Source organism: Paenibacillus alkalitolerans (assembly GCF_016482785.1).
Lineage (GTDB): Bacteria > Bacillota > Bacilli > Paenibacillales > YIM-B00363 > Paenibacillus_AE > Paenibacillus_AE alkalitolerans.
In genome coordinates this window covers 182,674-209,036 of the sequence record NZ_JAEMXM010000006.1, presented here as the reverse complement: position 1 = coordinate 209,036, position 26,363 = coordinate 182,674, and the positions used below count along the sequence as shown (strand labels likewise).

Genomic DNA, 26,363 nt, shown 5'->3' with positions numbered 1-26,363 from the left:
ATTTGAACAGATCGCAAATCACGCGTGTGTTGATTGAAGGTGACCGGGAGCTGCTGCGAAAGCTATGCGGAGAAATCGAGAGCCGTTATCCGGTTTCCATTGTAAGGGCTCCCGAGAAATCGCTTGTGATGAGCAAAGCTAGAGATTCCGTGTCGCAGCAGCCGTTCTTTATCGGGGAGGTCCTTATTACGGAGTGCACGGTGGCCGTAGAGGGAACGCACGGTTTCGGCGCATTGATCGGCGAGGATGCGGAGAAAGCGTATGAACTGGCTGTCGTTGACGCCGCAATGAATGCAAAGCTGCCGGCAACCGAAGGGTGGATTTCCGAATTGCTTCAAGAAGAAGAGCGTATTGCCGCAAGGCTTCGGAAAAAGCAAAGCATGGTTATGAGAACGAAGGTGAATTTCGACACGATGGAGGAATCTTATGGAAAGCGTTCATGAAACGCAGTTCATCTACCGTGCGCTCTTGGATTCGATCGCTTATCCCGGAACGGTTCGGGACATCCGGACCGCCATCCTGAATTTGAATCCGGCGTCTGCGGCCGGCTTTTGCCCAGCCGCTGCCGGAATTGCGCTTACTTTGCTTGACGGGGAAGTCGGTCATGCGGTTCGGATGAAGGATAGCTCCGAGTTGTCTGATTATGTCCGGCGCATGACGTTCAGCCCGGCGGTACCGTTGAATAAAGCGGATTATGTATTTGCGGACGGCGATATGTCCGCCGAAGAAATAATTGCGCTGTCGGCGGATGTAAAGTGCGGAACTCATGAAGCCCCCGATTTAGGCGCGACGCTCTTTATCAAAGTAGAGACGCTGGGCGATGAAACGGCAAGAGGAAGAAGGCTGACATTGAGCGGACCGGGAATCGAAACGGAGAAGGACTGTATTATTTCCGGACTTTCGCCGGAATGGTTGGCGGAGCGGGAGAAAATGAACGCGGAGTACCCGGTCGGGATCGATCTTTTCCTGTTTACCGGGAAGGGTGACATCATCGCACTTCCGCGTACCGCGAAAATCAAGGAGGTTGACCGGTAATGGCATACGTAGCAGTTACGGGCGGGCAAGAGGCGATCGCCCAAGCCGAACAACTGACGCAATATTACCGGTTGAAGGGCGCGAATGTCGAACTGCCGGTGGAAGCGATTGAAAAGCAGATGCGGCTGTTGGTCGACCGGATATTAAGCGAAGGGGGCATGTACGCTCCGGCATACGCGGCGCTTGCATTAAAGCAGGCCGAAGGCGATCCATCGGAAGCGGCGTTTCTTATTCGCGCATACCGGTCGACGCTTCCGCGCAATCATTACTCTTTAACGGTCGAACCTTCGGACATGCGGATTATTCGACGCATTTCATCGTCGTTCAGGGACATTCCCGGCGGTCAGCTTCTCGGGCCGACCGTCGATTATACGCACCGGCTGTTAAAATTTTCGCTCAAGGAGGAGAATGAGGATGAAATTCGCGGCTTTATGGAGCGTTTTCTGGGGGAAGCTGCTGCGAAAGCGCCGACGGACACGGCTCATTCCGGCGTAGAAGAACATGTTTCGCTAACCTTTGCCAAAGTGGCGGATTTGCTGCGGGAACAAGGATTGATGAGGAAGCCGGAATTCGCCGGCGAAGCCGAACCGTTCGATATTACCCGGCAAAAGCTAAACTTTCCCGCCCCCCGTTCGGCACGGCTGCAGACGCTTTCCCGCGGGGAAACCGGAGCGATGACCGCGCTCGCCTACAGCAGCATGCGCGGTTACGGCGCAGTGCATCCGACGATCGGAGAGCTTCGGGTAGGGTATGCTCCGGTGCATATTCCGTATCCCTTGGAAGAAGGAGCGGATGACGCAGAAGGAATTTACATCGGCGAGGTTCTGTTGACGGAAGTGGAATCGATTAACTCGTTCACCCAGGACAAAGAGTCGGGAGAAGTTCAATTTCTTCTCGGCTACGGTCTTTGTTTCGGGCAGAACGAGCTGAAGGCCATTGCCATGGCTATTCTTGAACGCAGCCTTGAAACAAGCGGCCTGGCGCCCGCTCAAGATGAAGAATTCGTGCTTATTCATATCGACAGCGTCGAATCTGCCGGCTTCGTCTCCCACTTGAAGCTGCCGCACTATATTACGTTCCAGTCCGCATTGGACCGAATACGCGACACGCAATCAAGATTCGAGATGAAGAAGAAGGAGGGGCAATATAATGCGAACGCGTCCGAGCTTCAAACCAGCGGCATATAATTTCGCGTTTCTCGATGAAGGCTCGAAGCGGGAAATTCGCAGAAAGTCTCTCAAAGCGGTCGCGATTCCCGGGTATCAAGTGCCGTTCGCATCGCGCGAGCTGCCCATCGGCCGGGGATGGGGCACAGGCGGACTGCAGCTGACACTTTCGTTAATCGGCAAGAGCGATGTGGTGAAAGTGATCGACCAAGGCAATGACGACAGCGTCAATGCCGTCAGCATACGCCGTCTGATAGAAGAGACAAGCGGTATATCCACAACCGAAGATACGGCGGAAGCGAGCGTCATTCAATCCCGTCACAGGGTTCCGGAGGAACGGCTTGCGCAGGGACAAATTCTCGTGCTGCAGGTTCCCCAACCGGAGCCGCTGCGCAAGGTCGAGCGAAGAGAGCAGGCGACAAGACGCCAACATGCCGAGATGGATTACAGCGCCATGTGGCTGACGTTATACGAAGGGATCGTCAAGTGGGGGGACATAACGTTAGGCGCGGATTATCCCGTGACGGTGCACAACCGGTACATCATGGCGCCGAGCCCGATTCCGCGTTGGGACAACGAGAAGCTGCACCGGGCGGAGCATTTGACTTTATTCGGAGCCGGGAGGGAGAAGAAAATATACGCCGTTCCGCCTTACACGAACGTTCTCCCGCTGCAGTTCGAAGATTACCGCTTCAAGAGGGAATCGTTTGCAGGCAAGTCATGCCGCCGCTGCGGAAGCACGCATACGTTCCTGGATGAAGTGACGGACGAGGCGACCGGCCGGCAGTTGTATCAATGCTCGGATACGGGGTACTGCAAGAAGATGGCCGGATCGGAAAAGGGGGAACCCGCATGACGTTGCACTCGGAACAGAAATTGCTTGAAGTGAGCGGGTTAACCAAGCGGTTCGGACCCGGCTGCCGGCAATGCGAACATCCGGAAAGCGGCGACGCATCTTCGCGCTGTACGTATTGCGAAACGATATGGGCTTGCCGGTCGTTGGATTTCCACCTTTATCCAGGCGAAATTTTGGGAGTTGTCGGAGAGAGCGGTTCCGGCAAAAGCACGTTGGTGAAGTGCCTCTACTTTGACCAAGAAGTTACCTCCGGTTCTATGACTATTTCCACTTACAAGGACGGCCAAACGAACGTCTTCGAAGAATCTTCGCAGCAGAAACGGTACATACGCAATCATCTGATGGGCATGGTGTATCAAAATCCGTACCTGGGATTAAGAATGTCGTACTCTTCAAGCGGAAATATAGCGGAAAAGCTGTTTGCAGCCGGGCATTTCCACGTCGGACGCATACGCGAACGCGCTTCCGACCTGTTGAGCCGAGTAGAAATTCCGGTTCCAAGGATGGACGAGCCGCCGAAACAGTTCAGCGGAGGCATGCAGCAGCGGGTGCAAATTTCGAAAGCGCTGGCGAACAATCCGCCGATTCTGTTACTGGATGAAGTGACCACCGGTCTCGACCTGTCCGTCCAAGCGAAAGTGCTGGACCTCATTCGCGGCATCCAAAGGGAATTGCAAGTGGCAATGATCGTCGTGTCTCACGATTTAGGCGTGATCCGCATGCTTGCGGACCGGACGATCGTCATGCGGCACGGCACCATCGTGGAGCAAGGGCTGACAGATCAAATTCTCGAGGATCCGCAGAACGCTTATTCTCAATTGCTGGTGCACTCCTTGCTGTGACGGCGCTTCAGGATACGGAAATAATGAAACGGGAAAGAGGCGAGGATGGTGCTGACCGTCAAAAATTTAGCAAAAACGTTTGAGCTGTCGTTAACCGAACGGATGATAGTGAATCCCTTCTATAATATCTCCTTCCATGTCCCGAAAGGCTGCTTCATGGGCATCGCCGGTCCGAGCGGTATCGGCAAATCCTCCATTCTGAAATGCGTCTACCGCAGTTATCTCCCGACAAGCGGAAGCATCTTGTACGACTCCGAGCTCTACGGACGCATAGATTTGGCGCAAACGGACGATCGCCGGTTGATCCATCTTCGCCGAAACGAGATTAGTTATGTGACGCAGTTCTTGAAAGTAATTCCAAGAGTGTCCGCTCAAGACGTGATCGCCGAACGGCTTCTACCGACAGGCTGCGGCATGGATGAAGCGCGCGCGAAAGCAAGGGAGATGCTCTCAAGGCTGCGGATTCCGAAAGAGCTTTGGGATGCGTTCCCCGCCACGTTCTCCGGAGGCGAACAGCAGCGCGTGAATCTTGCAAGGGCGTTCGTCTCGCGGCCGAGACTGCTCATATTGGATGAGCCCACCGCCTCTCTCGACGATAGGTCGAAGGAGATCGTCCTAACGGTATTGCGCGAGATGAAAGAAGACGGAACGACGATGATCGGCGTGTTCCACGATTGGGATGTCATGGGCAAAATCGCGGATCATATTTTCGACATGAGCGAATGGAAGCGGGAGACCGTCGCAAGCGCAAACTTTTAAGATCGAGAGAGGGGGAAATGCGAATGCCGGACGGTACATGGAAAATATACGGCGGGAAAATTGTGACCCCTGGCGGCGTAATCGAGAACGGAACGGTTGTCATTGATAATGGCGTTATTACGGAAGTGTCGCGAGCGGGAAACGTCCAGCGGGGAGCGAACGATGTGGATGCATCCGGTTACTGGATCATACCCGGGATCATAGATACGCACAGCGATGCCATAGAACATGAGATGCAGCCTCGACCGGCAAGCCGCTTCCCTATTGAGTGGTCGTTCGTGGAATTGGAGCGAAAGCTTGCGGCGCAAGGAATAACAACGATCTACCATTCATTGAGCATGTGGGATGACGGAGCGTCGAACGCCGCCCGCCGCAATTCGAGCGTGATGCAATTCGTTAAAGATATTCACCGGATGAATACGCAGCCGCGGCTCATCCGGAACCGGATCCACATCCGGTTCGAAATTACGAACCGGAACGCGGTTCCGTTCATCGAGCAGCTGCTGCGGGACAAGGCGATCAATCAACTCTCCTTCATGGACCATACGCCCGGACAAGGGCAATACCGCGATATTGAAGTGCATAAACGGTTCGTGATGGAGCGGCAAAACAAGACGGAGGATGAAGTGCTGCAAATCTTTGAAGAACGCAAGAGCAGACCGAAGACGAGCTTCGACGAGCTTCTAATGCTGTCCGAGCTTGCCGCCCGGTACGGCATTCCGCTTGCGTCGCATGATGACGATTCGATTGAGAAGCTGGATGTCGTGAGTGAATGGAATGCTTCCATTAGTGAATTTCCCGTCGATTTGATCGTGGCGGTCGAAGCGAAACGGCGCGGAATGCACGTTGTTATGGGGGCTCCCAACGTAATGATGGGGAAATCCCACAGCAACAATCTTTCCGCTCTTGAAGCGGTAAGGGAAGGCGTCGTCGATATTTTTTGCTCCGATTATTACCCCCCTTCCATGCTTCAGTCCGTGTTTCTGCTTCACCGCCTCGGATATGACCTGAACTGGGCTGTGAATATGGTGACTTTGAATCCTGCAAAGGCGCTCGGCATCGACAGCCATACCGGTTCCGTCGAACCGGGTAAATCGGCGGATTTGCTAATGGTCGGTCTCCATGGGGATCAACCGGTCATCGACCGGGTTTGGGTCGGTGGGAGAACGGTCTGCCAAATGCTGTACCAACAATTTGACGCTGTTTCCGCTTACTAACGAAGGAGTGGTATGCATGCAATCCAGAGGGATAGGAATCAGTCTCGTCTCCAACGAATCGGTGGGCAATATCGAGCTTCTTAAGAAAAAACTGGAGAAAGCCGAGGAAATCGGTTTCGATAGCGTCGAGCTGCCGATCCAAGGTATGAAAATCATCCGCAACGGCGAGATCGACGGGCATCGCCTGAACGCATACGCCGAGGTTTTGAAACAATATTCGCTGCGGTATACGACCCACGCTCCGTTCGACATTAACTTGTTCCGTTCCGCAGATCGTGAAATCGACCGCAAATGCTTCATTGCGTCGTTGGAGATATCCGGCGCGTTGGAAGCGGCGACGATGGTTTATCATGTAGGACGGTACATAGGCGAGGAGCATTTTTTATATAAAGATCAGTGGCCGTTATATAACGATAGAGAGAAGCAGCTGCTGTTATCGGAAGAGCGTTCTTTTCTGCAGTACGCAGGGGAAATGGCAACCGGGTTAAACGTACGGATCGGAATGGAGAATATGCGGCCGTACCTGGATTGTCCGGATTATTGCTATTCCGTTATTCCCAGCGTGTTAGCGGAGCAAGTGCGACATATCAACCATCCGAACGTCGGGATTACGCTCGACACGGGGCATGCCTTCTTGGCGTCGAACATGTATCAACTCGATCTGCAGGCGGAAGTCGATGCGATACGTCCGTATGTCGTTCATTTGCACGTTCACGATAATTTTGGAAGACCGTGTTTTTCCACCGAAAAAAATCAATATGAGTTATATACGCTGGGCCGCGGCGACATGCATATGCCGATCGGAGACGGGGCGGTCCCGATGACGGAAATCGCCCGGTGGCTTGGCGGCGCGGTTGACGGGTATATGGTGCATGAAATCCGGGAAATGTACGAGCCTCAATGGCATACGCTGCTTAATCGCACGCAGAGGCACTCAGGCGGAAGCTTCGGAACGCCGTCGGTTTCGTTGACAGGAAGTAACCTATGCAGACCGGCCGCTCGGTTCGAGTCATCTCCTTGGCGACGGCAGTAAGTTTAATCGGCGATTCAATGCTGTATATCGTGTTGCCGCTTCATTACCGGGAGGCCGGATTGGATTCCTTATGGCAGGTCGGTGCGGTGTTGGCGTTCAATCGGCTGGTTCGTCTGCCGCTCGGGCCTTTGACAGCCTTATTAATTCGGAAGCTGCAAATCAGAGCGTCGCTGCTTATTGCTTGTATATTGGCTGTCGGAGCCACGATCGGGTACGGATTCGTAAACGGATTCGCCGTTTGGCTTGTGCTTCGAGGCTTGTGGGGTATCGCTTGGGCTTTGTTCCGGCTTGGCGGGATGCTTGCAATTTCGGAGTTGACCGAATCGTCAAACCGCGGAAAGTGGATCGGGATACAACGGCTGGTTCCGGCTCGGCAGCATGTTCGGAATGTTGGGCGGCAGCATTTTGGCGGAAGCGTTCGGATTTCGAACGATATCGGTTACACTTGGTCTCGTCATGCTGGTTGTTCTTCCGTTTCATTTCCGAAGCTTGCCTCATATTGCCGTTTCCGCCTCAGTCTCCGATTTTCCGCACGGCGTAAAACAAAGTCTTAGAAGGAAATGGAACCGGGGACTGTTGGCAATTTGTATAAGCGGTATTTTCTTTGCGGCCGTACATCAAGGCGTGTTTACATCAACATTAAGTCTGCTGGTAGAATCCCGTATGCAGAAGGACCTTGTGCTGTTCGGTTCTGTGATCGGTCCGGCCCCCGTTCAATTGGAACAAGGATGTGAACATCGGTGAACCGTTTCGTCAAACGAATCCGTAACGGGGTTTTGGTGCTTCCGGATTAGCCGGTCAAGGGCGATTTTCATAGGCACTCAACTCTTTCAACCAGTTCTCTTCTAAGCTTTCGTTCTCCCGCTCTGTCCGTCACTCAGGTTACTTCTTTTGTGACTTTTTCCATAATGTTGCCAGCTCTTGAGTCATAAGATTGCCCGAAATAACAGGTATTTAGGCAAAATTATCATCGCCAATGACTTGGACTGACACATATGTTTGCCATAAGCTTTATTTAGAATCAAAAGCTTGCCATTAGTCGGCAAGCTTTGTTTTTTTGTAATACAAGGGATCAGCAAACTATTCCGGCGACTACAATCTTGTTTATACAGTACCTAGGAGTCGTTGATTCGTTTTTAGAAATAGAGATGCCTTTTGAGATTGATGTCATACTATTTCTTGAGTACATTGAAAGAGCATTGATTGAAGAGGACTATTTTTAGTATTGGCGCGGAAATGGCTTTACAGCAGAAATTCGTCATCATACCACGAGAGTTGTCAATCATTATATTGAGGAAGATGTAGAAGCTGGTAAAGCAATAAACCCCATATATGAATACGAACAGGTTATTGAAGCTCCGGTCGTCTCGCTCTGCTAACGGGCAGTAGAATTTGATAAAAAAAGACATATATGGGGCGTTTTAATGGATGGTATACTTTCCTGTATAGGAGGTGAGTTCTTGAATCAAAGTGCAAAAAAAATAAATGATGGAAAGAATTTTGATGGGTACAGGCCGAAAAATGTCCCTAATGCGTTAAAGGTAATACATAGTGAGCTAAACTCTATAAATCAGGAGGAGACAAACGTGACTCAAACCGATATTTTGACCGCCAATTCACCAATTAACGGAAAAGTAACACTTTGGCAGTATGTTAAAGACTTACCGAAAGCAGTGGAATGGTATTCGGACATATTCGGAATTGAGTCCTCAGACAATATTGGACTCGCCTACTTCTTTCCAATTAATGAAAATACGAGGCTGGCACTAAGCGACTTGTTTATGGGGGATGAGAAAAATGAACTGCCGAGAAGTGTTATGCTCGACTTTCAGAGTGACGACATCTTTCAGACGCACCGTTACTTGATTGAAAAAGGAGTTAAAGTCGGGGAAATAGAAAATCCAGCATGGATATATCATGAATTTTATTTATGGGATTTGGAAGGCAATCAAATTCGCATTCATGGGTTTGTACATGAAAAGGAAAACGATGCACAGTGAGTTTCGTTACGCTATCGGGTACAATAGCGCAGAAAACACACATGAGGTCGCCGCGAAAATTAATCGGGCGGCCGCAGGATAACGTAGTCTCCACGGGTATTTTATTACTAAGTTTTCCTTGGTTTCAATCGATGTAAGCTGACACAAAGGCAGCCGGTCATTCCTCAATCTGGCCGGCTGCCTTTGTTCATTGATCATTTTCACTAGATGGTATCAATAAAAGTAACTCAATGAATATGAAATATATTCCTAACGTTCGTACGCCTCAAGCCAGCTGAGCCGTAGGTCTGACAACGAGTTCATTCACATCGACGTCGGCCGGCTGCTCAATGGCATAAGCTATCGCACGGGCTATGGCGGACGCCGGAATAGCATCACGCCGATACTCTTTCATCAGTTGCCTAGCCTTGTCGTCAGTGATGCTTTCAGCGAGCTCGGACTCTGTCACGCCCGGCGAAACGAGCGTCACGCGGATATCGCGCCCAGCCTCTTGCCGCAAACCTTCGGTGATCGCTCGAACGGCGTATTTGGTAGCGCAGTATACCGCCGCTGTCGGAGACACCGCATAGGCACCGATGGAAGCCACGTTGATAAAGTGGCCGAATCCTTGTTCTTTCATGAGGGGAAGCCCAGCGGCAATGCCATGTAGAACACCGCGGATATTGACGTCGATCATGCGGTTCCATTCATCGATCTTCAAGGCTTCCAAGGGCGAGAGCGGCATCACGCCAGCATTGCTTAGTACTACATCGAGACGTCCAAACCTGCCCTGCGCCAAGCGGATGATCGCCTCCATCTGATCAAGTACCGTCACGTCCAACTGTTGATACTCCGCCGAACCGCCTTCTGCACGAATGGCGGATGCCAGAGCTTCCAGTCTCTCCAAGCGTCTGGCGCCAATGACGACATGAGCGCCTTGGCTTGCGAGTAACCGCGCCGTCGCTTCACCTATCCCGCTGCTTGCTCCCGTAATGACAACAACTTTTCCGTTAATAGCAGACATTGTACATCTCCTTTTTTTTTCACATAACAGACTCCATTGATACACAGTAAAAAGTTGCCGCGCCGCTACTCTTCCCGATAGAGCACCATGCCCGCATGGTAGAGTACCCCGTCCCGAAAATCGCCGTCGGCCGTGAACCCCGTGTCATCCACATATTCGATATGATCGCCTTCGATAGTATAATAGCCCTGATAGGCGCTCTTGCGATTGCCGCGTGCTTCGTCGTATCGACCGTTCGGCAGCAGCTCATGCCGGATATAACCATCTTTCGTCACCCACATGCCGACATAGGGATGCGGATCTTCGTTTCTGTTGTTCATCTTACCTTCTCCTTTCGCGTTCGAATCTCGGATTAACGGCTCATCTTGACAGGACTGCAGTGTCATGGTGCTAAGCAGTATGACAAGAAGCAGGATTTTGATTGGCATGTCGTCACCTCCAGACTGACCGCTAGATACAAATCAATTATGGCGCCGCTCGAAGGCAAGACGGTAGCCGGATGATACGCTGCTATTGCCTAATCCTCCAAAAGATCATATTGTTAAGGTAATGAGATCGAAAAACTGGGAGGCGAGAAGAATGGATGAAAGGTCCGTAAAGCGGAGGGGAGAATTGGTGCAGGTGATTGAGCGATTCGCGAAACAGGACGGTATACATGAGACGGCGATTCCCGCCTTGCGCTTTATTCGCGCGTCCCGGATATCCGAACCGGTCTATTCCGTCTATGAGCCCTCTCTTTGTATCGTCTCGCAGGGCTCAAAGGTTGTCATGATGGGGCAAGAGAGTTACCAGTACGATCCAGACAGCTATCTAACAGCATCCGTGCATTTGCCGATTACAGGGCAAGTCGTGGAGGCTTCGCAGGAGGCGCCGTATTTAAGCCTTCAATTAAAATTTGATATGAACCAGATTCTCGATGTCATTCAAGCATCCGAACACGCCGTAAGAACCAAACGCGAATCCGGACGCGGCCTGGTGATAAGCCGAATGAACGGCACGCTTCACGATGCCGTGCTGCGACTTGTCAAGTTGCTGGAGGCGCCGCAAGACATTCCGGTGCTTGCGCCTTATGCAATCCGCGAGATCATTTACCGGGTTCTTCAGGATGAACAAAATGCTGCCCTTAAGCAGTTTGGATTAATCGGCAGCCATGCACAGCGGATCGCAAAGGTGATTGAGCGGCTTAACCGCGACTTCGCATTGCCTCTGCATGTTGATGAATTAGCAAAGGAGGCTCGCATGAGTGCCTCGTCCTTGTATAATTACTTCAAGGAAGTAACGGGATTGAGCCCGATACAATACCAAAAACAGATCAGGCTGCAAGAGGCGCGCCGGCTGCTCCTCACCGAAACGATAGAAGCGGCCGAGGCTGCGTTTCAAGTCGGCTACGAAAGTCCCTCACATTTTAGTCGCGAATATGCCCGTATGTTTGGTCTGCCCCCGGTCCGAGACATCCGGCGTTTTCGTGATGCGCTGCTTACCGGGGAGTCCGTTTCATAGGTGCAAGGAACAAGGAGTAACTCAATATCGGTTACCAGGACGGATTGAACTAACGGGTACTTTAGTGACAATTATTCACAGTTAACTCTTGACGGAAAATTCTAAAAATTATAGACTGGAGGAAAATTTATGTGAAAATGCTACGAAGAGGACAATTAGATCTCAGTGTACTGTACAGAGAGCTGCTGATCGGTGCGAAGCAGTCAGTAACGGGATTCGAAAAATCACCTCAGAGCAGGTCTCCGAAACTAAAGTAAGCGGACCCGGAATCCTACCGTTACAAAGGAGCATCATTGATGGATGATGGCAAAGGAGGGTGTATTTTTTCTACACCAACCAGGGTGGTAACGCGGAGCAACTCCGTCCCAAGTGGGACGGAGTTTTTTGCGTTCAGACACTTATTTGAGGAGGGAAAGTATGTTTGAAAACCTTGTTCAGAACGATATTGCTTTAGGACAGCGTCAGTTCATGAGTGATGAAGTTCAGTACAATTTGGTACATCGTATTACAGAATCAGAAAGTTCAACATGTCTCAAAACACCTGATGGGAGAATGATCTTTGCTCAATCACAAGGACACAATGGCTGGTTATGGATTTCAAGGGATGTAACCAGTGATCAAAAGAAATTCATGATTCTGCAGTTAGTCGAACATTTAAAAGACCATACTTTACCTGGAGTATCCGGGGAGCCTCATACGGTAGAAAACTTTGCAGAGGAATACTCAAAGGTAAAACATCTTAAGTATCAGACTTACATGACAATGGAATCTTATTTTTGTCCTAAAGTCAATAAGCCATTGAATGTTAGAGGAGAGGTACATCAAGCCATGAAACAGGACGTTGAGACAGTCGCTCAGTTTATGGCTGGATTTTCTGAAGGAGCATATGGAGTCTCAGTTGATCGGACAAGTAAAAGATCAGCTGCAGAGAATGCTGTTGAAACAGGTAATTTATATCTGTGGTTAGTAGATGGGGTTCCTGTCTCGATGGCTAATATTGCGCATCGATCTCCAAGACACGGACGAATAAATGCTGTATTTACCCCACTATTTTTACGTAAGAAGGGGTATGCAAGTGCATTAGTAGTTGAATTATGTTTGATATTAGGCCAAAATGGCTTGGTTCCAATGTTGTATGCAGATTTAAAAAATCCGAATTCAAATAAGATCTACAAAAACATAGGTTTTGTGGAAGCCGGTAAAATCGCTGACATCAGATTTTCATGATGACTTTAAATGGAGGTCAAAACATGGCGCTTCAATTTGAAACAACTCGTTTATTGCTTCGGTTTTTTGAGCTATCTGACGCAAAAATGGTTCAACAACTAGCTGGTAATGAAGAAGTAGCACGTACAACTTTAGCAATTCCTCATCCTTACCCAGATGGGGCAGCGGAACAATGGATTGAAAAAGTTCGTCAATCCTCAGAAAAAGGGGACAATTATGCCTTTGCCATGATAAAAAAAGAAGATGGATCATTGATTGGCAATATGAGCATGGGAGTATCTCAAAAGCATAAACGTGCTGAACTTGCTTACTGGGTAGGTCAACCGTTTTGGGGACAAGGATTTGCAACAGAGGCTGCTCGCAGGATCGTTCAATTTGGATTTGAAAATTTAGACTTAAATCGCTTTTTTGCCGCTTCAATGACAAAAAATCCTGGGTCATATAAAGTAATGAGAAAAATCGGTATGAAAGAAGAAGGCACTTTGCCTCAGCATGTATTGAAGTGGGGGATCTACGAAGATTTAGTGTTTTACGGAATGGTAAAATCAGATTATTTAAAAGAAGCTTATTAAGCAAACGGGTACAAGAGCTCAATAAACACAAAGGCAAGGTTGTCGAGTGCATGGATCGGTGGCCTTCTCCGCTAACGGGAGAATAGTTAAAATTGTCGTCAAGGAACTACGCAGATAAGCATGTGTATTACCTAAACCTACACTGTGATGAAGAAACTCGTGAGAAACGCTTACGTGGAAGAAATTGGTCAGATGAAATGATTCAAGACCACAAAAACTTTGCAAAGAGATTGCTTGAAATTGCCGATAAGGACTATAACCCACCTATGCCTACTATTGATACAACGGATACTGATGTAACCATTGTTGCATCTCAAATAAAAGAGTGGGTTCTCCGATACGTTTGACGGATACGAGAGCGGAATAAACATCTTTGAGGCGGCCGACCGCCACGATCCGCTGAAATGACCGCAGCTTTGCACCATCATGCCAGTAAGTGGCAGCCCCCTTCATCTTTTGTCCGTCCAACGATTAATAGTGCACGCATACGGCTCGCTCTGGACATGCTCAAACAGCGGGTATGGGAAGGAGTTTTAGATGAACATGATGTTCATATATTAAGTGTCGCTGGGGAGAGAGCGATAGCCCTGTTCGACACACTCCCTAAAAATAAGATGACTTGGGGCGTATTGCACGGTGATATCGTTCCTCCCAATATCGTGTTTGTAGATGGGGTTGCAAATCCCATTGACTTTGGCGCATGTGGATTCGGTTTTTTTCTCACTGACTTGGCCATCACATTTTTTTTTATTCACCCCAATGCCAGACAGCAATACATTGATTGGTATGGAAAGCACTTTCCGCTACCGAATGATTATGTGGCACAATTAGAAGGATTATTTATTGCTTTACGGCTAATAGTGATGATGAACGCTCTCGGTCTGCTTGACGCGAACAACTGGCTACCGACGGATGTGCAAAAGTCTGCGTCTCGTGAATTTGGCAGGTATGCAAATGGGGAAGACTTTTTATTTACAGGTACACCATTTTGGGAATGAAAAGCATTTTAAGATACAAAAGCGAACCAAGGGCCGATTCCATCTGCACAGTCAATCCATTCAAGCGGTTTGTCATAAGCGACAAATCAAGGAAATCGAGTTTTGTTATGACAACGGGTTATATCTCACCGTTTCTTATGAGGATGGAACCGAGAGCCAGCCTTATCATGAGCGTCATTCGGCAGGAGTCGACCCGGGTGCGGACAAGCCTGCCGTCGGAGTCGGTGACGATCGACACGGTCACCCGGTAGTTTTAGTTAACTTGTCGCTAGTACCGCGTCTGACCGCAGCGACAATGAAGCACTCCACCTGTGTGACGTTCCCGATTTTCACAAGCTTTCAGCTTTTGCTAATGACAACGGACAACTTGTAGTTGGTGTAGTGATTTAACTCGACGAGGAAGCGATCCAGTTCCTTATTAGACGGGAATCTGCACTCCATCAGGTAGCAGCCCTCTCCGCTAATTTTGTAATTGTTCGCCACCAACGGGCGCTGACGTTCTACAAACGACAAGAACGGCTGATGATCGTAGCTCTTCGTAAAAATGGTAATAAACGCATGGACGGTGTAGCCCGCTTTGGAATGATTCACCTGAACGGTGTAGCCTTCAATGACACCGTCTTCCTCCAACTTCAATACCCGGTTGGCTGTCGCTTGTCCGCTCAGATGCACCTTCTCTCCCAGCTTCTTCATCGTTATCCGACCGTCCTTGGAAAGCTCTTCTATTATTCGTTTATCAGTATCGTCCAGCACCCATAACAACCTCTTTCAACATTCAAGTCATAGGGCCGAAATTCTTGAAAATTGTTATGTACGCGCCCTTGGCTAAAATATTATCCTAACTGTGAGGATAATGAAAGGGAGGGATGCGACATCATGAAGATATCACAAATACGAAATGCCACCATAGCACTGGAGTACGGTGGCGTACATTTTTTGATCGATCCGTATTTAGGAGCGAAGGGAGACTATCCACCCGTGCCTAATACGGCCAATCAAGTTAACAATCCGACAGTCGAATTGCCGGTTGCGGTGGAGGAGTTAATTCGGGCCGATGCGGTCATCGTCACTCATCTGCACCCCGACCACTTCGACACTGCTGCGATCAGCGCGCTGCCCAAGGATGCAAGTATCATTGTGCAGTCGGACGAGGATGCCGAGACGGTCCGGACGGACGGTTTTCGCAACGTACAACCGATAGAGCGGGTACCCCATGTGGGCGATGTTCAATTGACCCGGACAAGAGGCCGACACGGCACAGACGAGATCGGACGATTGATGGGCCAGGTATCAGGCATTGTCTTCCGTCATCCCGACGAGAAGACATTATATATCGCCGGCGATACGATATGGTGCGACGAGGTCGATGAAGCGATCCGCGAGAATCGTCCCGATATCATCGTCGTAAACGGCGGCGCCGCGCAATTCCTGCAAGGCGACCCTATCACGATGGGCAAGGAAGACATTGTGCGGACGCAATTGGCGGCGCCGCAAGCTACGATTATTGTGTCCCATATGGAGGCTGTCAATCATTGCTTCTTATCCAGACGCGAGCTCAAAAATTTCGTTGAAGCGAAAGGGCTTGCTGCTCGAATCATCGTACCTGACGATGGCGACACGATTGAATGCTAAAAGGCGCTTTGCTGCGGCGCTCGTCTCGTTATGGCTGCTTTGGGGCTCGGTCTTTCTTGCCTTAAAAGTCATCACTGTAATTCCTCCGTACTTGACCGGTTTCCGCTTCGTCATCTGCGGTGCGACATTACTGCTGTGGCACGCTTGTCGCGAGCATCGACTCAAGTCCGTCGAACGGACAAGCAAAGAGCGAACGCAGCGCTCGTCGGAGTTCTGCTTATCGCCGGAGGTCAAGGGATGGTGATTGGCGGCGCCCAATATTTATCCTCGGCCATTACCGGCTTGCTAGTATCCACCATACCAATATGGACAGCACTTTCGATTGGAGATTGTTCCGCAACCGTCCGAGCAGGCACGGTCTGCTCCCCGGATTAGGCGGTCTTGTCCTGCTAGTATCCCCTCGGGACAAGAGTCATTAAGCTTTGTCGGGTTCATCGTACTTGCTTCTGAGTGGGTGGATATTGATGAGGCAGACCAATTAATGCCCTACTATAATGGCGGATTTAAAGCACTCATTGAAGGTGGAGCAATATCCTATAATAATCAAGGCAGGCGGTAGGATTGCGCTAACCTTAATAATACACTAACGGAAACAAGAGCTTCATGAGCAGGCTGCCAACATCAACGGCAGCCTGCTGAACTATCGGGCAGTTTATCGCAATTCCCAAGTAATTCAAGGGGGCAATTCTTGGGCAAGAAACTGCTTTTTACATACTAAATAAAGGAAAATCTATTCTGGTTGGCGTATATTATAAAATGATCATAGGTGAATGATGACACTAAATGACATCATGAAGTTGACGCAGAGGAAATATCGGCTTATATATATATTCAATCAAGGAGATACCTGCTTTGAGCAAAAAGGTAGATTATAAAAAAGATTATAAGCAACTCTATATGCCAAAAACGGTGCCGGAAATTGTGGTGGTGCCGAGGATGCCATTTTTTATGGTCAGTGGATCTGGGGACCCTAATGGCGAGGAATTCGCCAAGGCAACAGAAGCTTTGTACAGCATGAGTTATGCGGTGCGAATGTCCTACAAAAGTGAAGATGTACCCGTTGGATATTATGAATATACGGTTTTTCCACTTGAGGGCGAATGGGACTTGCTTGATCGGTCAAAACCCGCGACAGACAAAAACAATTTTAAGTATACGATAATGATACGCCAACCCGATTTTTTGACTGAAGAAAGGTTCGAGCGATTTTTGGAACAGACGAAAAAGAAAAAACAAAATCCGTTCCTTGAGAAAGTTCGGTTCGAGCATGTGGAAGATGGATTGAGCTGTCAAATGATGCATATTGGAAGCTTTGACAATGAGCCGGAAAGTTTTGCACGAATGGAAGCATTTTGTACTGAACATGGATTTATCCGTTCAAGCAAAATTCATCGGGAAATTTATTTGTCGGATCCCCGTAAGACTGAACCGTCAAAGTTGAAAACGGTGTTAAGATTCCCTGTAAACAAACCCTGATTTTCGGATATTTGAATTCGACTAACGCTCCGCTAACGGATACGATAGCTGAATAATGTTATGACGGCAGCCAGACAGCTCGTTTGGCTGCCTTTGTTCACCTAGTTCGATAGTATATTAGCTTCACAAGATTCTTTGCTTTTCTAGGAGGCGATCGGTAGCTTAAAATAATGTTGTTGGAACTTAACTTACAGAACGAGAGGATAACGCCGAAATGAAGGATGGCTACGAGGTATTATCGAAGCGGGGATTTTGGGGAGACCAAAGAGACGGCACCTATGTCAATCCTGTTTTGCCGGGGGATTATAGCGATCCGGATGTTATTAGAGTCGGTGAGGATTACTACTGTATCTCTTCTACTTTGCATTGCTCCCCAGGGATGGCGGTGTTGCATTCCAAAGATCTTGTTAGTTGGAGAATGATAGGGCACGTTGTTAAAGATTTGACAAGCATCGGCTCGGAGTATAATTATGATCGAATGAACCGTTATGGCAGAGGAGTCTGGGCAGGCTCGATCCGATTCCACAAGGGAAAATACTGGGTTTATTTTTTTACACCCGACGAAGGACTGTTTATGAGTACGTCTGTTGAGCCGGCGGGGCCTTGGGAGCCACTTCATCAAGTTTGGGAGGTTAGCGGCTGGGACGACTGTTGTTCGTTTTGGGACGATGACGGACAAGGCTACTTGGTTGCCACTAATTTTGCCGATAACTATAATATCCATCTGTTTAAACTAAGTGAAGATGGCAAAGAGCTGCTGCATGACAGCGATAAGATTATCCATCAGTACAAAGGGAGCGAAGCAAATAAGCTCTACAAAATCGACGGATATTACTATTTTTTTCACAGTGAGGTTCGCTGTGAGGAAGGCAAGGACGTTAGAGTCGTCATGATGTTAAGGTCGAAGCATATCTATGGGCCCTATGAGGAAAAGGAGCTTATCCATACCCACGGCATGGAAGTAGACCGAGAGCCTAATCAAGGCGGACTTGTTCAGACGGCCTCCGGGGAGTGGTATTTTATTACTCATCAAGGAACAGGCGGGTATTACGAAGGGAGAACGCTTCACTTGCTGCCCGTAACGTGGGTTGACGGATGGCCGATAATCGGAAACGATACGGACGGCGACGGAATTGGGGAGATGGTATGGGGAGGCAGGAAGCCGATAAACGGGTATCCCGCGACGGTTCTTTCAACAAACGACGATTTTGAGAGATCGGTACTTGAGCCGCAGTGGGAATGGAATCATCAGCCGAAAGCCGGCAAATGGTCGTTAACGGAACGGCCCGGCTATTTGCGTCTGTACGCATGCCGACCCATCGAGAAGGACAATTTTTTTACCGTATGCAACACAATTTCACAAAGAGCGTTTAGAACCGTTCACAATACTGCAACCGTAAAAATAGATTTAAGCGGCATGGTTGACGATCAAGAAGCGGGTCTTTGCCATTTTGCACAAACCTATTGCACGATTGGCGTTCAACAGCAGAAGGGGACAAGGGTTCTGAAGTATAACAATATGGGTATGATTGAATTGGGCCCGCAATTATCGGTTTCCACCCTTTGGTTAAGATCTGTGTGGAACATAGACGGAATTAACCGATTCGAATATAGCGTCGATGGGGCGCATTTCACAAGCTTTGGAGGAGTCTATCAGCTGGGATGGGGGAATTACAGGGGAGATCGGATCGGGTTATACTGCTATAACCGTGAGAGTGAACAGGGTTATATCGATGCAGACTGGTTTTGTTATGAGGTTGCTGAAGCAGTAAAGACGCGGTAACGAAAGTAAATAAGCGGTTCATTTGCTCTAGTTCGGGAGTACATCACAAGATCAGACAGGCGGAGAAACGTACCATATATCAAGACTAGATCATTGAGCTCTAACGGGTGACATTAGTTAAGTAACGTATGGGCTGTTGCGTGGCGGCCTTTCGCTCAACGATACGATTTGGCAGTTTTACATAACAATCCAATTGTTCCTTTCATAAAGAGAGGATTCTTGTAAAGCCCTCTTTCTGACGGAAACTCACCCTGTTGATCGATTGAAGCAATTACCGGATGGTGAACAAAAAGCCAAAGAAACAAAACGAATGATCGACCTAATCCGTAATTTCATCGGTTATCGGGAATATCCAAAATACGGCATGGTTAATCGCTACTTCGTTTAAGTGTGGCCTGGGATTTGCATTGGATTTCCATCCGTACCTTCTGTTTGAAGGATAAAATGTGCACGGAGTAAAGCGATATTTTCAAAAGGGATACAGTATATATTCTTGAAGCTCCCAGGAGAGTTAGGAATCCTGCAACATGCTAAGCCTGGAACCCATTCTGGAGCAAATGATAAAGGTGGGGGAGCATTACATTTCACTTCAAAAAAATGAAGTTTCAGAGAACTGAAACTTATAAAATACAATCCTCATTAAGCGGGCAGTTATCTAGAACCGAACGAGATTAATCAAGCAGTCCTGTCGCCCACCAAAACTGAGTCATGATCAAGAAGCTTCGGCATTATCGCGCCGAGGCTTTTTAACATTTAGTCAAAGAGCCAAATGGCATAAAATGTTGTCACACATTGCTAACTGACGTTTTCATGCGGAGTTTAAAAATGTTGTTGACAGGACACCAAATGGTGACCTATAATCAAATTGTCACCATATGGTGTCCAATTGGGAACTAGTCATTTGGAAAGTTTTGAGCAAGTAAATAGTTCATTTGAATCAACAATTATGAGGAGGAAACAAAACGAGTACGATCTTTGGTACGGAAACAACCGCGATAGTACAAATCCAGCCCCGAGGAAAAATGATTGCTTATTGGTCAGTCACATTACTACTCGCTGCAGCTGTTATGATGAGTGGTATCGGGCAACTGATGCAATATGGGGGAAACCTCGAGTTAGTGACGAATCTTGGTTTCCCATTATACGTTTTGACCATTCTCGGGATTTGGAAAGTGCTTGGAGCCATCGCTCATGCTGCACTAAATATCGCCTCGTGGGCATTGCGCCCGAAGAGCCGCAAGCTTTAAGGAGGTGGTGAAATTAACGGCGGTCCCTTCGTACACAAGTAGATGTCTGCTACTGAAAAAGATATTTAGGAGAGGGTGTTGTGAACGGAAACAACCCGTTGCGTGATGTGTTTGACGCGATTGCAGATCCGACTAGGCGCCGACTGATTCGTCTGTTAGCGGAGGCAGAGGAGCTGCCGCTTCATGAATTAACGGCACAATTCCCAATGGGCCGTACAGCGGTATCCAAGCATTTGACAATCCTTAAACAGGCCGGACTGGTACTTGACCGAAAAGTCGGCAGAGAAACGCGATTTAGGTTAAACGCCTCTCCACTCAGAGAAATTCAAGATTGGGTGGCTTTCTACAGCAAATTCTGGAGTACGAATATGTTGCGCTTGAAACAACTATTAGAGGAGGAAGAAGAATGAGTTTAACGTTATCTATGGATTTTCAATTCACGACATCGATCGAGAAGCTTTGGTCCACCTTAACCGATTCAAGCAAGCTTGCCAAGTGGGTGGCCAACATCCACACCGGTCAGGCGATGGATAATGATTTTAAGCCCGTCGTAGGACATCGTTTTCAGTTTCGCACTCAGCCGACCGAATGGTGGGATGGAATTATTGACGGCGAAGTGCTTATCGTGGACGCACCAAACCGGGTGTCCTATACCTGGGCCAGCGGAGGGGAGAAGCACATGGTCACCTGGACGCTACAGGAGTTAGGGAACGGAAAGGTTAACCTTCATCTCGAACAAACCGGAATCTCAAACGCTCAAGCACTCGAAGGCGCTAAGTATGGCTGGAGTAAATGGTGCGGCGAGCTTGAAAAGGTGTTGGTCTAAACTAGCCGGGGCAGCCGGTCTTGTCATCGGATACTGGTATCCGGCAGCAGCGGCATGGGCAGGCGTTTGGATTGGCATCACGATGCTGGCGGCAGAGAAACGCGATCTAAACGCTTCCCCACTCAGAGAAAATTCAAGATTGGGTGGCTTTCTACAGCAATTTCTGGAGTACGAATATGTTGCGCTTGAACAAACTATTAGAGGAAGAAGAATGATAACTTCAAACTGGCGGTGAATCCCATGCAAATCGTTTCGATTGTGATTCAAAGTTGGCTGCTCGTCTGGATGTCCTATATGGGCGTAAGCAAAATCGTAGGACAAAAACATCAGGTCGAACTGTTTCAAACGATCCAACTGCCTCAGTGGTTCCGCGTCGTCACCGGCATCGTCCAATTGATCGGCTGCGCTGGGCTGGTCATTGGGTACTGGTACCCGAGGATGGCCGCATGGGCAGGTGTTTGGATCGGTATTACGATGGTGCTGGCGTGCCTTTCGCATTTTCGGGTTAAAGAACCCGCTGTCAAATCGCTGCCGGCCTTCATCACTCTTATGCTCGCCGTTGCGGTTCTAATCCTGTTTGTTGACGAAATGCCGAATCCTATGACCTAACTTGCACCAACGATTAGAGAAGGGGTGTACCTTGATGACAAAAGGTGAAAGGAATCCTAAGATTGATCCATTTTTTAGCAAGGCTAAAAAGTGGAAGGAAGAATTCGAGCTGTTGAGAAATATCGTTCTTGACTGCGAGTTGACCGAAGAGTTTAAGTGGATGCATCCTTGTTACACGTTTGACAATAAAAACATCGTTTTAATACATGGTTTTAAAGAATACTGCGCGCTTCTGTTTCACAAAGGTGCCTTGTTAAAAGATCCCCATGGGATCCTCGTCCAACAAACGGAGAATGTGCAGGCGGCGCGCCAGATTCGGTTCACCAATGTTCAAGAGATAGATGAGATGCAGCTTATCTTGAAAACTTATATCGATGAAGCCATTGAAGTTGAAAAAGCCGGTTTGCAAGTGAACTATAAAAAGAATACGGAATACATAATTCCTGAAGAATTACAAAATAAATTCGTTGAAATCCCTGACTTAAAAACTGCTTTTGAAGCATTGACGCCGGGACGGCAAAGAGCGTACATTCTTCATTTTTCTGCACCCAAACAATCCAAAACTCGAGAGTCAAGGGTTGAAAAATATTTTCCGCATATTCTCAACGGAAAGGGACTAGATGATTAGGATATTCGATGAGAAAATAAATTAATCAAACTTTAAGATATTACCTTACTTTGCGTCATTCGAACTCTTTTTTGGATCGCACGTAACACTCTAACAAATAATTTAAAAATGGAAAAACAAAAAAACCAATTTGCTAAACGACGGAGAACGATAGTTCCAACAAATTAAAGGAGTAGTTTGCCGCGGCAACTGCTCCTTATTTCATTAAGCTAAATGGCAGGATAGTACAATAAGCAAAATACTGAAGGAGAAACCTCTTATGGTAAGATGAAGTGATTATGTGAACCAGCGGGCGAGTATAACTGCCGGCAGCCATTCTGCGGATACAAACTCGATTAATTTCGATATATTTGTTTCATCCCCTTGATAATCAAAAGCACGTAATCCTTTTCTTTTAACCCGTGGCTAGAACTTTGTAATGCTCCCCATTGTCAAGACACGATTTTTTGAGGAATAAGTTATGTCCTCCATTCTCGTAATCTGGTAACTTAGGACGCGATTTTCTCGACGTTGTGGGCATAGAATTGATTGGGCTATCGTAGTGGACCCCGTTGTCACGGGCCTATGAATCAAAGACTTTTGATGTTTACTTTAATCGGCTGATTTGGGTCGATGGAAGGTTTATCTAGGACTAGCCTAATATCCACTTCTCTATCTACGTACTTCCATTCCGGAGATTTTCGAAGAATAGATACTAACTCTTCAAACTCATCCGAATGGGCGGGCGAATATTCAAACCAGGTAAGAAAATCAAATGGTTCTCCAACAAGATCATGGGAGTGGTGCAGTCTGCGCGCAATGGCCGGTAAGTATTTTAATCCTATCTTGATATGTTCAGATTGTGCTTCAAATATTGTACGTCTTTCGTCTTGTGCAAGCTCCCACCAAGCTTTAGACTTTTTGATCGGAATCAAGGCGGCGCATGTATCGCCCTTCCTACCCAACGGAGGTGATTTCGCATCCAATTGTTCTTTCTCCTGACGTGTGGTATACCGCAAATTACTTGTTGTACCGTGCAGTACCCACTTGGTTTCCGCCTTCGATGAAGTAATAAATTCATTGACTATTTCCAATCGGTCGATGGGTTCCATAGCTTTTCCTGTCACGCTGTTGATGGACACAATCTTCCACGGACCTGTAGATCCCCCAATAAATGAATACATTTCATTTGACATGATAATTCTTCCTTTCCAATATTAAAATTAACATTGGTATTTTGGTAAGAGTTACAGCACCCGTCATAATAACCGTTAAATGTAATACAGTCATTTTTACTTGTATGCAGAATTCGATAATAAAATCTTAACAAATAGTAGAAACTATATCAAGGATTTATCCATTGTCAAGACACCAGCGGTATCGACGGTATGGCGATAGAATTCAATCGGTTTTGCATAAGCGAGTGACTGATGACATCGTGTTGTTTGTTTTTATACAATAAAAAGGAACACGAAAAACAGGACTATGAAAAAGGATTTAGAGAAGGTAATTTAGGACTAATGGAGTCAATAATATTTCCAATTATCGGAAAGATTATACGAAGGCTACCCTGGTGGACTATAAAGGCATTATTTATTGTAATTGGTGTTGTCCTTATAACGTTAGGCGTAGTATTGATAATGGAATAGCGGGCGTTTGCTTCCGTTTTCATTTTTTGTTCCACTAACGGAGAACAAGAACTAAATAACCAAACCACAAGGTTGCCGAAGGATTTCGCTCAGCTATCGAGCAGGTAAAGGAAAAGAGGTTGGTAAAAATGACAAAAGATAATTTCACGAAAGCTATATTAATTGGAATTTTAGCTTGTTTGATTGTAATAGCATTTAAATTGAATAATAAGGAATATGTTCAATCACCAACACCAAATGTACATGTTAATAACCAAGGTGGGAGGGTAGTGCAAATTGCACCTAATAGAGTTGGAGTTATTGATACAGGACATGGGAGTGGTTGGGAACAACTTGTCGTTTTTGAATATAATCCAGATACTAAAACATTTGAAGTAGTCAGTTCGTTGACTTATGAAGATTATTTTAATCATCCTAAAGAACATGGTATTCCTGTAAGAACTGATAAGTATGGAAATTAAGCTAACGGAGACTTTGTTCAATAAGCATGGTAAGAAAATGGTTATGGAATTTTGTCGAAGTCCTTGATATTAAAGTGCTTTTTTTGTTTTAGAAGCTTAAGTTTGCCATGGTGAATTGGAAGCATAAGCTTGCCAATGCGGCAAACTTATGGGTTAAGTTACATCTTTCCCCGTTCTCCCGTCGCTATGCTTGAAATATTCGTTCTGTCACTCTTCCTTTTGCTCAGAAAACTTTTTCACCGGAACAAGATCCATAAGTTTTGAACAAGAAAATATCCGGAAACCTTCAAACGATAGTGTTGAGTTGAGTGTTGGACCGATTGTTGGGCAAGAACGTTGAGAGACTGGGGTTACCTGAGTGACAGGGAGAGAGGAAGAACGAAGTTTCGGTTAATGTGCCGGGGCAGCGTGATAAATTTCTGAGCAACGGGGAGAGTGAGCGAAAGAAGTTGACGGGTAATATGATTTTGGTTGGCAGGTTAAATCCCGAAAACCGGAAACGTGCCGAATTTACCGCGTATAATGATTACATAACGCTGCAAAGGGTGATCCGCCATGAGCCTCGGGTATGGAATGCTTCAAGAGCAATCCGCGCGAATGCATCTCACGCCGCAGCTGCGTCAGGCGGTCAAAATTCTCCAATTGTCCACTCCCGAGTTATGGGAATATATCAAGCAGGAGCTTGACGACAATCCTGCGCTGGAATATGACGGCGACGACCGGTGGTCCTGGACCGGGACCGGTGAGGCTCGCGATAATGACTATGATCCTCTTACCCTTGCAGTATCGAACGAAGTCTCGCTTGAACGGCATTTGACGGAACAACTGCATTTCATTAAAGAAATTTCGCTTCCGATCCGTAAGCTGATTCGATACATGATCGGCAATTTGGACCGCAACGGGTATTTGGAACCGAGCTTGGACGAAATCGCCAATACGCTTCGTGCCGATCCCGCGCTCGCGGAACAGGCGTTATCGGTTCTGCAAGGATTTGACCCTGCGGGCGTTGCGGCGAGAAATTTGAAGGAATGCTTGTCTATTCAGGCCGGACGGATACCGGACTGCCCTCCTCTTGTACCCGTATTAATCGATAGTCACTTGGAGGATATCGCCAATAACCGTATCCATAAGTTGGCGGCGCAACTGAAGGTGCTTCCCGAACAAATTCGGGACGCCGTTAATGTGATCAAGCGGTTGAACCCCCGGCCAGGCGCGTCGTTTCATCCGGGGGAAATCAAATATATCGTTCCGGATGTGTCGATAGAGTTAACGGGGGAACGATTAGAGGTTCGTATTGCGGACGCTGCGGCTCCCCGACTCTCGGTGAATGCGGCCTACCAGCAAATGCTGAGGGAAAGCGGGAGAAATCAAGAGGCGCGCAGGTTTCTTCAAGAAAAAATTAATGCTGCGGCGTTCTTCAAGAGGTGTGTCGAGCAACGAAGGCCCACGCTGTTTCGCGTAATCGAGGCGATTGCGGTGGAGCAGATCGAATTTCTTGAACATGGCGTTTCCCGTCTCAAACCTTTAACCTTAAGGCGGATCGCGGAGAAAGTCGGCCTGCATGAATCCACGGTAAGCCGCGCAACTGCCGGCAAATATGCGCAAACGCCGTGGGGACTGTTCGAGCTAGCGTTCTTCTTTCCATCGGGTTTGGATACAGACGCGGGAGAAACGGCGTCCTCCATCAGCGTAAAGGAGAGACTCAAGGAACGGATTCATCAAGAAGATTGCCGGAAGCCTTACTCGGATCAACAGTTGGCCGATTTGCTGGCGAAGGACGGCATTCGGATCTCGCGTCGTACCGTTGCGAAATATCGCGAACAACTCGGCATCGGTTCCTCCGCGCAAAGAAAACAATTGTAGTT

The 26,363-nt window shown here is 47.8% G+C and carries 30 protein-coding genes, 1 pseudogene and 1 other annotated feature; of the genes and pseudogenes, 27 read left to right on the top strand and 4 right to left on the bottom strand.

All coding sequences use genetic code 11. The features are described 5' to 3' along the window. The first annotated feature begins 2 nt into the window (after nt 1-2). From phnG to JET16_RS12485, 10 genes are all read left to right on the top strand, one after another. The gene (phnG, locus tag JET16_RS12530; RefSeq protein WP_199616337.1) at nt 3-443 is read left to right on the top strand and encodes a phosphonate C-P lyase system protein PhnG; all 441 of its coding nucleotides are present in this window, start codon (nt 3-5) and stop codon (nt 441-443) included. Further along, a complete protein-coding gene (gene phnH / locus JET16_RS12525) occupies nt 427-1,035 on the top strand; it encodes a phosphonate C-P lyase system protein PhnH (protein ID WP_199616336.1) in 609 nt (202 codons plus the stop codon). Before phnG ends, phnH begins: the two co-directional genes overlap by 17 nt. Further along, complete coding sequence (locus JET16_RS12520; protein ID WP_199616335.1) at nt 1,035-2,222, top strand: carbon-phosphorus lyase complex subunit PhnI; 1,188 nt, start codon at nt 1,035-1,037, stop codon at nt 2,220-2,222. The genes phnH and JET16_RS12520 overlap by 1 nt, the downstream gene beginning before the upstream one ends. Next, complete coding sequence (locus JET16_RS12515) at nt 2,185-3,057, top strand: alpha-D-ribose 1-methylphosphonate 5-phosphate C-P-lyase PhnJ (RefSeq protein WP_199616334.1); 873 nt, start codon at nt 2,185-2,187, stop codon at nt 3,055-3,057. The genes JET16_RS12520 and JET16_RS12515 overlap by 38 nt, the downstream gene beginning before the upstream one ends. Further along, complete coding sequence (locus tag JET16_RS12510; RefSeq protein ID WP_199616332.1) at nt 3,054-3,899, top strand: ATP-binding cassette domain-containing protein; 846 nt, start codon at nt 3,054-3,056, stop codon at nt 3,897-3,899. The genes JET16_RS12515 and JET16_RS12510 overlap by 4 nt, the downstream gene beginning before the upstream one ends. A 45-nt stretch (nt 3,900-3,944) precedes the next feature. Next, nucleotides 3,945-4,658 carry a phosphonate C-P lyase system protein PhnL gene (locus JET16_RS12505; RefSeq protein WP_199616330.1) on the top strand — a complete coding sequence of 238 codons (714 nt, stop codon included), beginning with the start codon at nt 3,945-3,947 and terminating at the stop codon, nt 4,656-4,658. Nucleotides 4,659-4,681: 23 nt separating this feature from the next. After that, the gene (locus JET16_RS12500) at nt 4,682-5,875 is read left to right on the top strand and encodes an alpha-D-ribose 1-methylphosphonate 5-triphosphate diphosphatase (protein ID WP_199616329.1); all 1,194 of its coding nucleotides are present in this window, start codon (nt 4,682-4,684) and stop codon (nt 5,873-5,875) included. 16 nt (nt 5,876-5,891) lie between these two features. Continuing rightward, on the top strand, nt 5,892-6,908 hold the full coding sequence (locus tag JET16_RS12495) for a sugar phosphate isomerase/epimerase family protein (RefSeq protein WP_199616328.1): 1,017 nt from the start codon (nt 5,892-5,894) through the stop codon (nt 6,906-6,908). Then, the gene (locus tag JET16_RS12490) at nt 6,860-7,462 is read left to right on the top strand and encodes an MFS transporter (protein ID WP_199616327.1); all 603 of its coding nucleotides are present in this window, start codon (nt 6,860-6,862) and stop codon (nt 7,460-7,462) included. The genes JET16_RS12495 and JET16_RS12490 overlap by 49 nt, the downstream gene beginning before the upstream one ends. Before the next feature lie 906 nt (nt 7,463-8,368). Beyond that, nucleotides 8,369-8,908, top strand: a complete 540-nt coding sequence (locus tag JET16_RS12485; protein WP_199616326.1) for a VOC family protein — start codon at nt 8,369-8,371, stop codon at nt 8,906-8,908. A 265-nt stretch (nt 8,909-9,173) separates the two neighbouring features. Here the strand turns inward: JET16_RS12485 and JET16_RS12480 are convergent, their stop codons facing one another. Both JET16_RS12480 and JET16_RS12475 read right to left on the bottom strand, forming a co-directional pair. Continuing rightward, nucleotides 9,174-9,911 (bottom strand): SDR family oxidoreductase, encoded by a 738-nt coding sequence (locus tag JET16_RS12480; RefSeq protein ID WP_199616325.1) that lies wholly within the window; start codon nt 9,909-9,911, stop codon nt 9,174-9,176. Between the two features lie 65 nt (nt 9,912-9,976). Further along, entirely contained in the window at nt 9,977-10,231 is a 255-nt protein-coding gene (locus JET16_RS12475; RefSeq protein WP_199616469.1) for an Atu4866 domain-containing protein, read from the bottom strand. Nucleotides 10,232-10,490: 259 nt separating this feature from the next. On the opposite strand from JET16_RS12475, the gene JET16_RS12470 reads away from it, so the two are divergent. The 5 genes from JET16_RS12470 to JET16_RS12450 all read left to right on the top strand — a co-directional run bounded on the left by JET16_RS12470 (nt 10,491) and on the right by JET16_RS12450 (nt 14,459). After that, nucleotides 10,491-11,411 (top strand): AraC family transcriptional regulator, encoded by a 921-nt coding sequence (locus JET16_RS12470; protein ID WP_199616324.1) that lies wholly within the window; start codon nt 10,491-10,493, stop codon nt 11,409-11,411. Between the two features lie 133 nt (nt 11,412-11,544). Further along, nucleotides 11,545-11,782: a binding site (T-box leader), on the top strand. A gap of 46 nt (nt 11,783-11,828) precedes the next feature. Further along, nucleotides 11,829-12,638, top strand: a complete 810-nt coding sequence (locus JET16_RS12465) for a GNAT family N-acetyltransferase (protein WP_199616322.1) — start codon at nt 11,829-11,831, stop codon at nt 12,636-12,638. A 23-nt stretch (nt 12,639-12,661) separates the two neighbouring features. Further along, nucleotides 12,662-13,210 carry a GNAT family N-acetyltransferase gene (locus JET16_RS12460; protein ID WP_199616320.1) on the top strand — a complete coding sequence of 183 codons (549 nt, stop codon included), beginning with the start codon at nt 12,662-12,664 and terminating at the stop codon, nt 13,208-13,210. 404 nt (nt 13,211-13,614) lie between these two features. After that, nucleotides 13,615-14,208: a phosphotransferase gene (locus JET16_RS12455; RefSeq protein ID WP_233531456.1), complete on the top strand. Its 594-nt coding sequence runs from the start codon at nt 13,615-13,617 to the stop codon at nt 14,206-14,208. A 107-nt stretch (nt 14,209-14,315) separates the two neighbouring features. Then, nucleotides 14,316-14,459 carry a hypothetical protein gene (locus JET16_RS12450; protein ID WP_199616319.1) on the top strand — a complete coding sequence of 48 codons (144 nt, stop codon included), beginning with the start codon at nt 14,316-14,318 and terminating at the stop codon, nt 14,457-14,459. Nucleotides 14,460-14,547: 88 nt separating this feature from the next. On the opposite strand, the gene JET16_RS12445 is transcribed toward JET16_RS12450, so the two are convergent. After that, on the bottom strand, nt 14,548-14,961 hold the full coding sequence (locus JET16_RS12445; protein WP_199616318.1) for an Lrp/AsnC family transcriptional regulator: 414 nt from the start codon (nt 14,959-14,961) through the stop codon (nt 14,548-14,550). 123 nt (nt 14,962-15,084) lie between these two features. Between JET16_RS12445 and JET16_RS12440 the strand changes: the two genes are divergently transcribed. From JET16_RS12440 to JET16_RS12400, 10 genes and pseudogenes are all read left to right on the top strand, one after another. Beyond that, nucleotides 15,085-15,840, top strand: a complete 756-nt coding sequence (locus JET16_RS12440) for an MBL fold metallo-hydrolase (protein ID WP_199616317.1) — start codon at nt 15,085-15,087, stop codon at nt 15,838-15,840. Further along, nucleotides 15,830-16,084 (top strand): hypothetical protein, encoded by a 255-nt coding sequence (locus tag JET16_RS12435; protein WP_199616316.1) that lies wholly within the window; start codon nt 15,830-15,832, stop codon nt 16,082-16,084. The genes JET16_RS12440 and JET16_RS12435 overlap by 11 nt, the downstream gene beginning before the upstream one ends. A 608-nt stretch (nt 16,085-16,692) precedes the next feature. Further along, the gene (locus JET16_RS12430) at nt 16,693-17,316 is read left to right on the top strand and encodes a GyrI-like domain-containing protein (RefSeq protein WP_233531451.1); all 624 of its coding nucleotides are present in this window, start codon (nt 16,693-16,695) and stop codon (nt 17,314-17,316) included. Between the two features lie 214 nt (nt 17,317-17,530). After that, nucleotides 17,531-19,099 carry a glycoside hydrolase family 43 protein gene (locus JET16_RS12425; protein ID WP_199616315.1) on the top strand — a complete coding sequence of 523 codons (1,569 nt, stop codon included), beginning with the start codon at nt 17,531-17,533 and terminating at the stop codon, nt 19,097-19,099. A 1,022-nt stretch (nt 19,100-20,121) separates the two neighbouring features. After that, nucleotides 20,122-20,346 carry a DoxX family protein gene (locus JET16_RS12420; RefSeq protein ID WP_199616314.1) on the top strand — a complete coding sequence of 75 codons (225 nt, stop codon included), beginning with the start codon at nt 20,122-20,124 and terminating at the stop codon, nt 20,344-20,346. 80 nt (nt 20,347-20,426) lie between these two features. Continuing rightward, nucleotides 20,427-20,756, top strand: a complete 330-nt coding sequence (locus JET16_RS12415; protein ID WP_199616312.1) for an ArsR/SmtB family transcription factor — start codon at nt 20,427-20,429, stop codon at nt 20,754-20,756. Next, on the top strand, nt 20,753-21,172 hold the full coding sequence (locus JET16_RS12410) for an SRPBCC family protein (RefSeq protein WP_199616310.1): 420 nt from the start codon (nt 20,753-20,755) through the stop codon (nt 21,170-21,172). The genes JET16_RS12415 and JET16_RS12410 overlap by 4 nt, the downstream gene beginning before the upstream one ends. Before the next feature lie 106 nt (nt 21,173-21,278). After that, nucleotides 21,279-21,387 (top strand): annotated as a pseudogene (locus JET16_RS30105) (transcriptional regulator); the annotation flags it as partial. Between the two features lie 25 nt (nt 21,388-21,412). Beyond that, nucleotides 21,413-21,781, top strand: a complete 369-nt coding sequence (locus JET16_RS12405) for a DoxX family protein (protein WP_199616308.1) — start codon at nt 21,413-21,415, stop codon at nt 21,779-21,781. Between the two features lie 34 nt (nt 21,782-21,815). Then, entirely contained in the window at nt 21,816-22,409 is a 594-nt protein-coding gene (locus JET16_RS12400) for a YdeI/OmpD-associated family protein (protein WP_199616307.1), read from the top strand. 569 nt (nt 22,410-22,978) lie between these two features. On the opposite strand, the gene JET16_RS12395 is transcribed toward JET16_RS12400, so the two are convergent. Further along, nucleotides 22,979-23,584, bottom strand: coding sequence for a chlorite dismutase family protein (locus JET16_RS12395; RefSeq protein ID WP_199616306.1), 606 nt, complete (start codon nt 23,582-23,584; stop codon nt 22,979-22,981). Nucleotides 23,585-24,165: 581 nt separating this feature from the next. Between JET16_RS12395 and JET16_RS12390 the strand changes: the two genes are divergently transcribed. Then, on the top strand, nt 24,166-24,498 hold the full coding sequence (locus tag JET16_RS12390) for a hypothetical protein (protein WP_199616305.1): 333 nt from the start codon (nt 24,166-24,168) through the stop codon (nt 24,496-24,498). A 555-nt stretch (nt 24,499-25,053) separates the two neighbouring features. After that, the gene (gene rpoN, locus JET16_RS12385; RefSeq protein ID WP_199616304.1) at nt 25,054-26,361 is read left to right on the top strand and encodes an RNA polymerase factor sigma-54; all 1,308 of its coding nucleotides are present in this window, start codon (nt 25,054-25,056) and stop codon (nt 26,359-26,361) included. Nucleotides 26,362-26,363: the final 2 nt, after the last annotated feature.

Bases quoted from the DNA above. Each gene is read 5' to 3' on its own strand.
- phnH (WP_199616336.1), top strand. From the start codon at position 427: ATGGAAAGCGTTCATGAAACGCAGTTCATCTACCGTGCGCTCTTGGAT.
- JET16_RS12520 (WP_199616335.1), top strand. From the start codon at position 1,035: ATGGCATACGTAGCAGTTACGGGCGGGCAAGAGGCGATCGCCCAAGCC.
- JET16_RS12515 (WP_199616334.1), top strand. From the start codon at position 2,185: ATGCGAACGCGTCCGAGCTTCAAACCAGCGGCATATAATTTCGCGTTT.
- JET16_RS12510 (WP_199616332.1), top strand. From the start codon at position 3,054: ATGACGTTGCACTCGGAACAGAAATTGCTTGAAGTGAGCGGGTTAACC.
- JET16_RS12505 (WP_199616330.1), top strand. From the start codon at position 3,945: ATGGTGCTGACCGTCAAAAATTTAGCAAAAACGTTTGAGCTGTCGTTA.
- JET16_RS12500 (WP_199616329.1), top strand. From the start codon at position 4,682: ATGCCGGACGGTACATGGAAAATATACGGCGGGAAAATTGTGACCCCT.
- JET16_RS12495 (WP_199616328.1), top strand. From the start codon at position 5,892: ATGCAATCCAGAGGGATAGGAATCAGTCTCGTCTCCAACGAATCGGTG.
- JET16_RS12490 (WP_199616327.1), top strand. From the start codon at position 6,860: ATGCAGACCGGCCGCTCGGTTCGAGTCATCTCCTTGGCGACGGCAGTA.
- JET16_RS12480 (WP_199616325.1), bottom strand. From the start codon at position 9,911: ATGTCTGCTATTAACGGAAAAGTTGTTGTCATTACGGGAGCAAGCAGC.
- JET16_RS12475 (WP_199616469.1), bottom strand. From the start codon at position 10,231: ATGAACAACAGAAACGAAGATCCGCATCCCTATGTCGGCATGTGGGTG.
- JET16_RS12470 (WP_199616324.1), top strand. From the start codon at position 10,491: ATGGATGAAAGGTCCGTAAAGCGGAGGGGAGAATTGGTGCAGGTGATT.
- JET16_RS12465 (WP_199616322.1), top strand. From the start codon at position 11,829: ATGTTTGAAAACCTTGTTCAGAACGATATTGCTTTAGGACAGCGTCAG.
- JET16_RS12460 (WP_199616320.1), top strand. From the start codon at position 12,662: ATGGCGCTTCAATTTGAAACAACTCGTTTATTGCTTCGGTTTTTTGAG.
- JET16_RS12455 (WP_233531456.1), top strand. From the start codon at position 13,615: ATGACCGCAGCTTTGCACCATCATGCCAGTAAGTGGCAGCCCCCTTCA.
- JET16_RS12450 (WP_199616319.1), top strand. From the start codon at position 14,316: ATGACAACGGGTTATATCTCACCGTTTCTTATGAGGATGGAACCGAGA.
- JET16_RS12440 (WP_199616317.1), top strand. From the start codon at position 15,085: ATGAAGATATCACAAATACGAAATGCCACCATAGCACTGGAGTACGGT.
- JET16_RS12425 (WP_199616315.1), top strand. From the start codon at position 17,531: ATGAAGGATGGCTACGAGGTATTATCGAAGCGGGGATTTTGGGGAGAC.
- JET16_RS12420 (WP_199616314.1), top strand. From the start codon at position 20,122: ATGATTGCTTATTGGTCAGTCACATTACTACTCGCTGCAGCTGTTATG.
- JET16_RS12410 (WP_199616310.1), top strand. From the start codon at position 20,753: ATGAGTTTAACGTTATCTATGGATTTTCAATTCACGACATCGATCGAG.
- JET16_RS12405 (WP_199616308.1), top strand. From the start codon at position 21,413: ATGCAAATCGTTTCGATTGTGATTCAAAGTTGGCTGCTCGTCTGGATG.
- JET16_RS12400 (WP_199616307.1), top strand. From the start codon at position 21,816: ATGACAAAAGGTGAAAGGAATCCTAAGATTGATCCATTTTTTAGCAAG.
- JET16_RS12395 (WP_199616306.1), bottom strand. From the start codon at position 23,584: ATGTCAAATGAAATGTATTCATTTATTGGGGGATCTACAGGTCCGTGG.
- JET16_RS12390 (WP_199616305.1), top strand. From the start codon at position 24,166: ATGACAAAAGATAATTTCACGAAAGCTATATTAATTGGAATTTTAGCT.
- rpoN (WP_199616304.1), top strand. From the start codon at position 25,054: ATGAGCCTCGGGTATGGAATGCTTCAAGAGCAATCCGCGCGAATGCAT.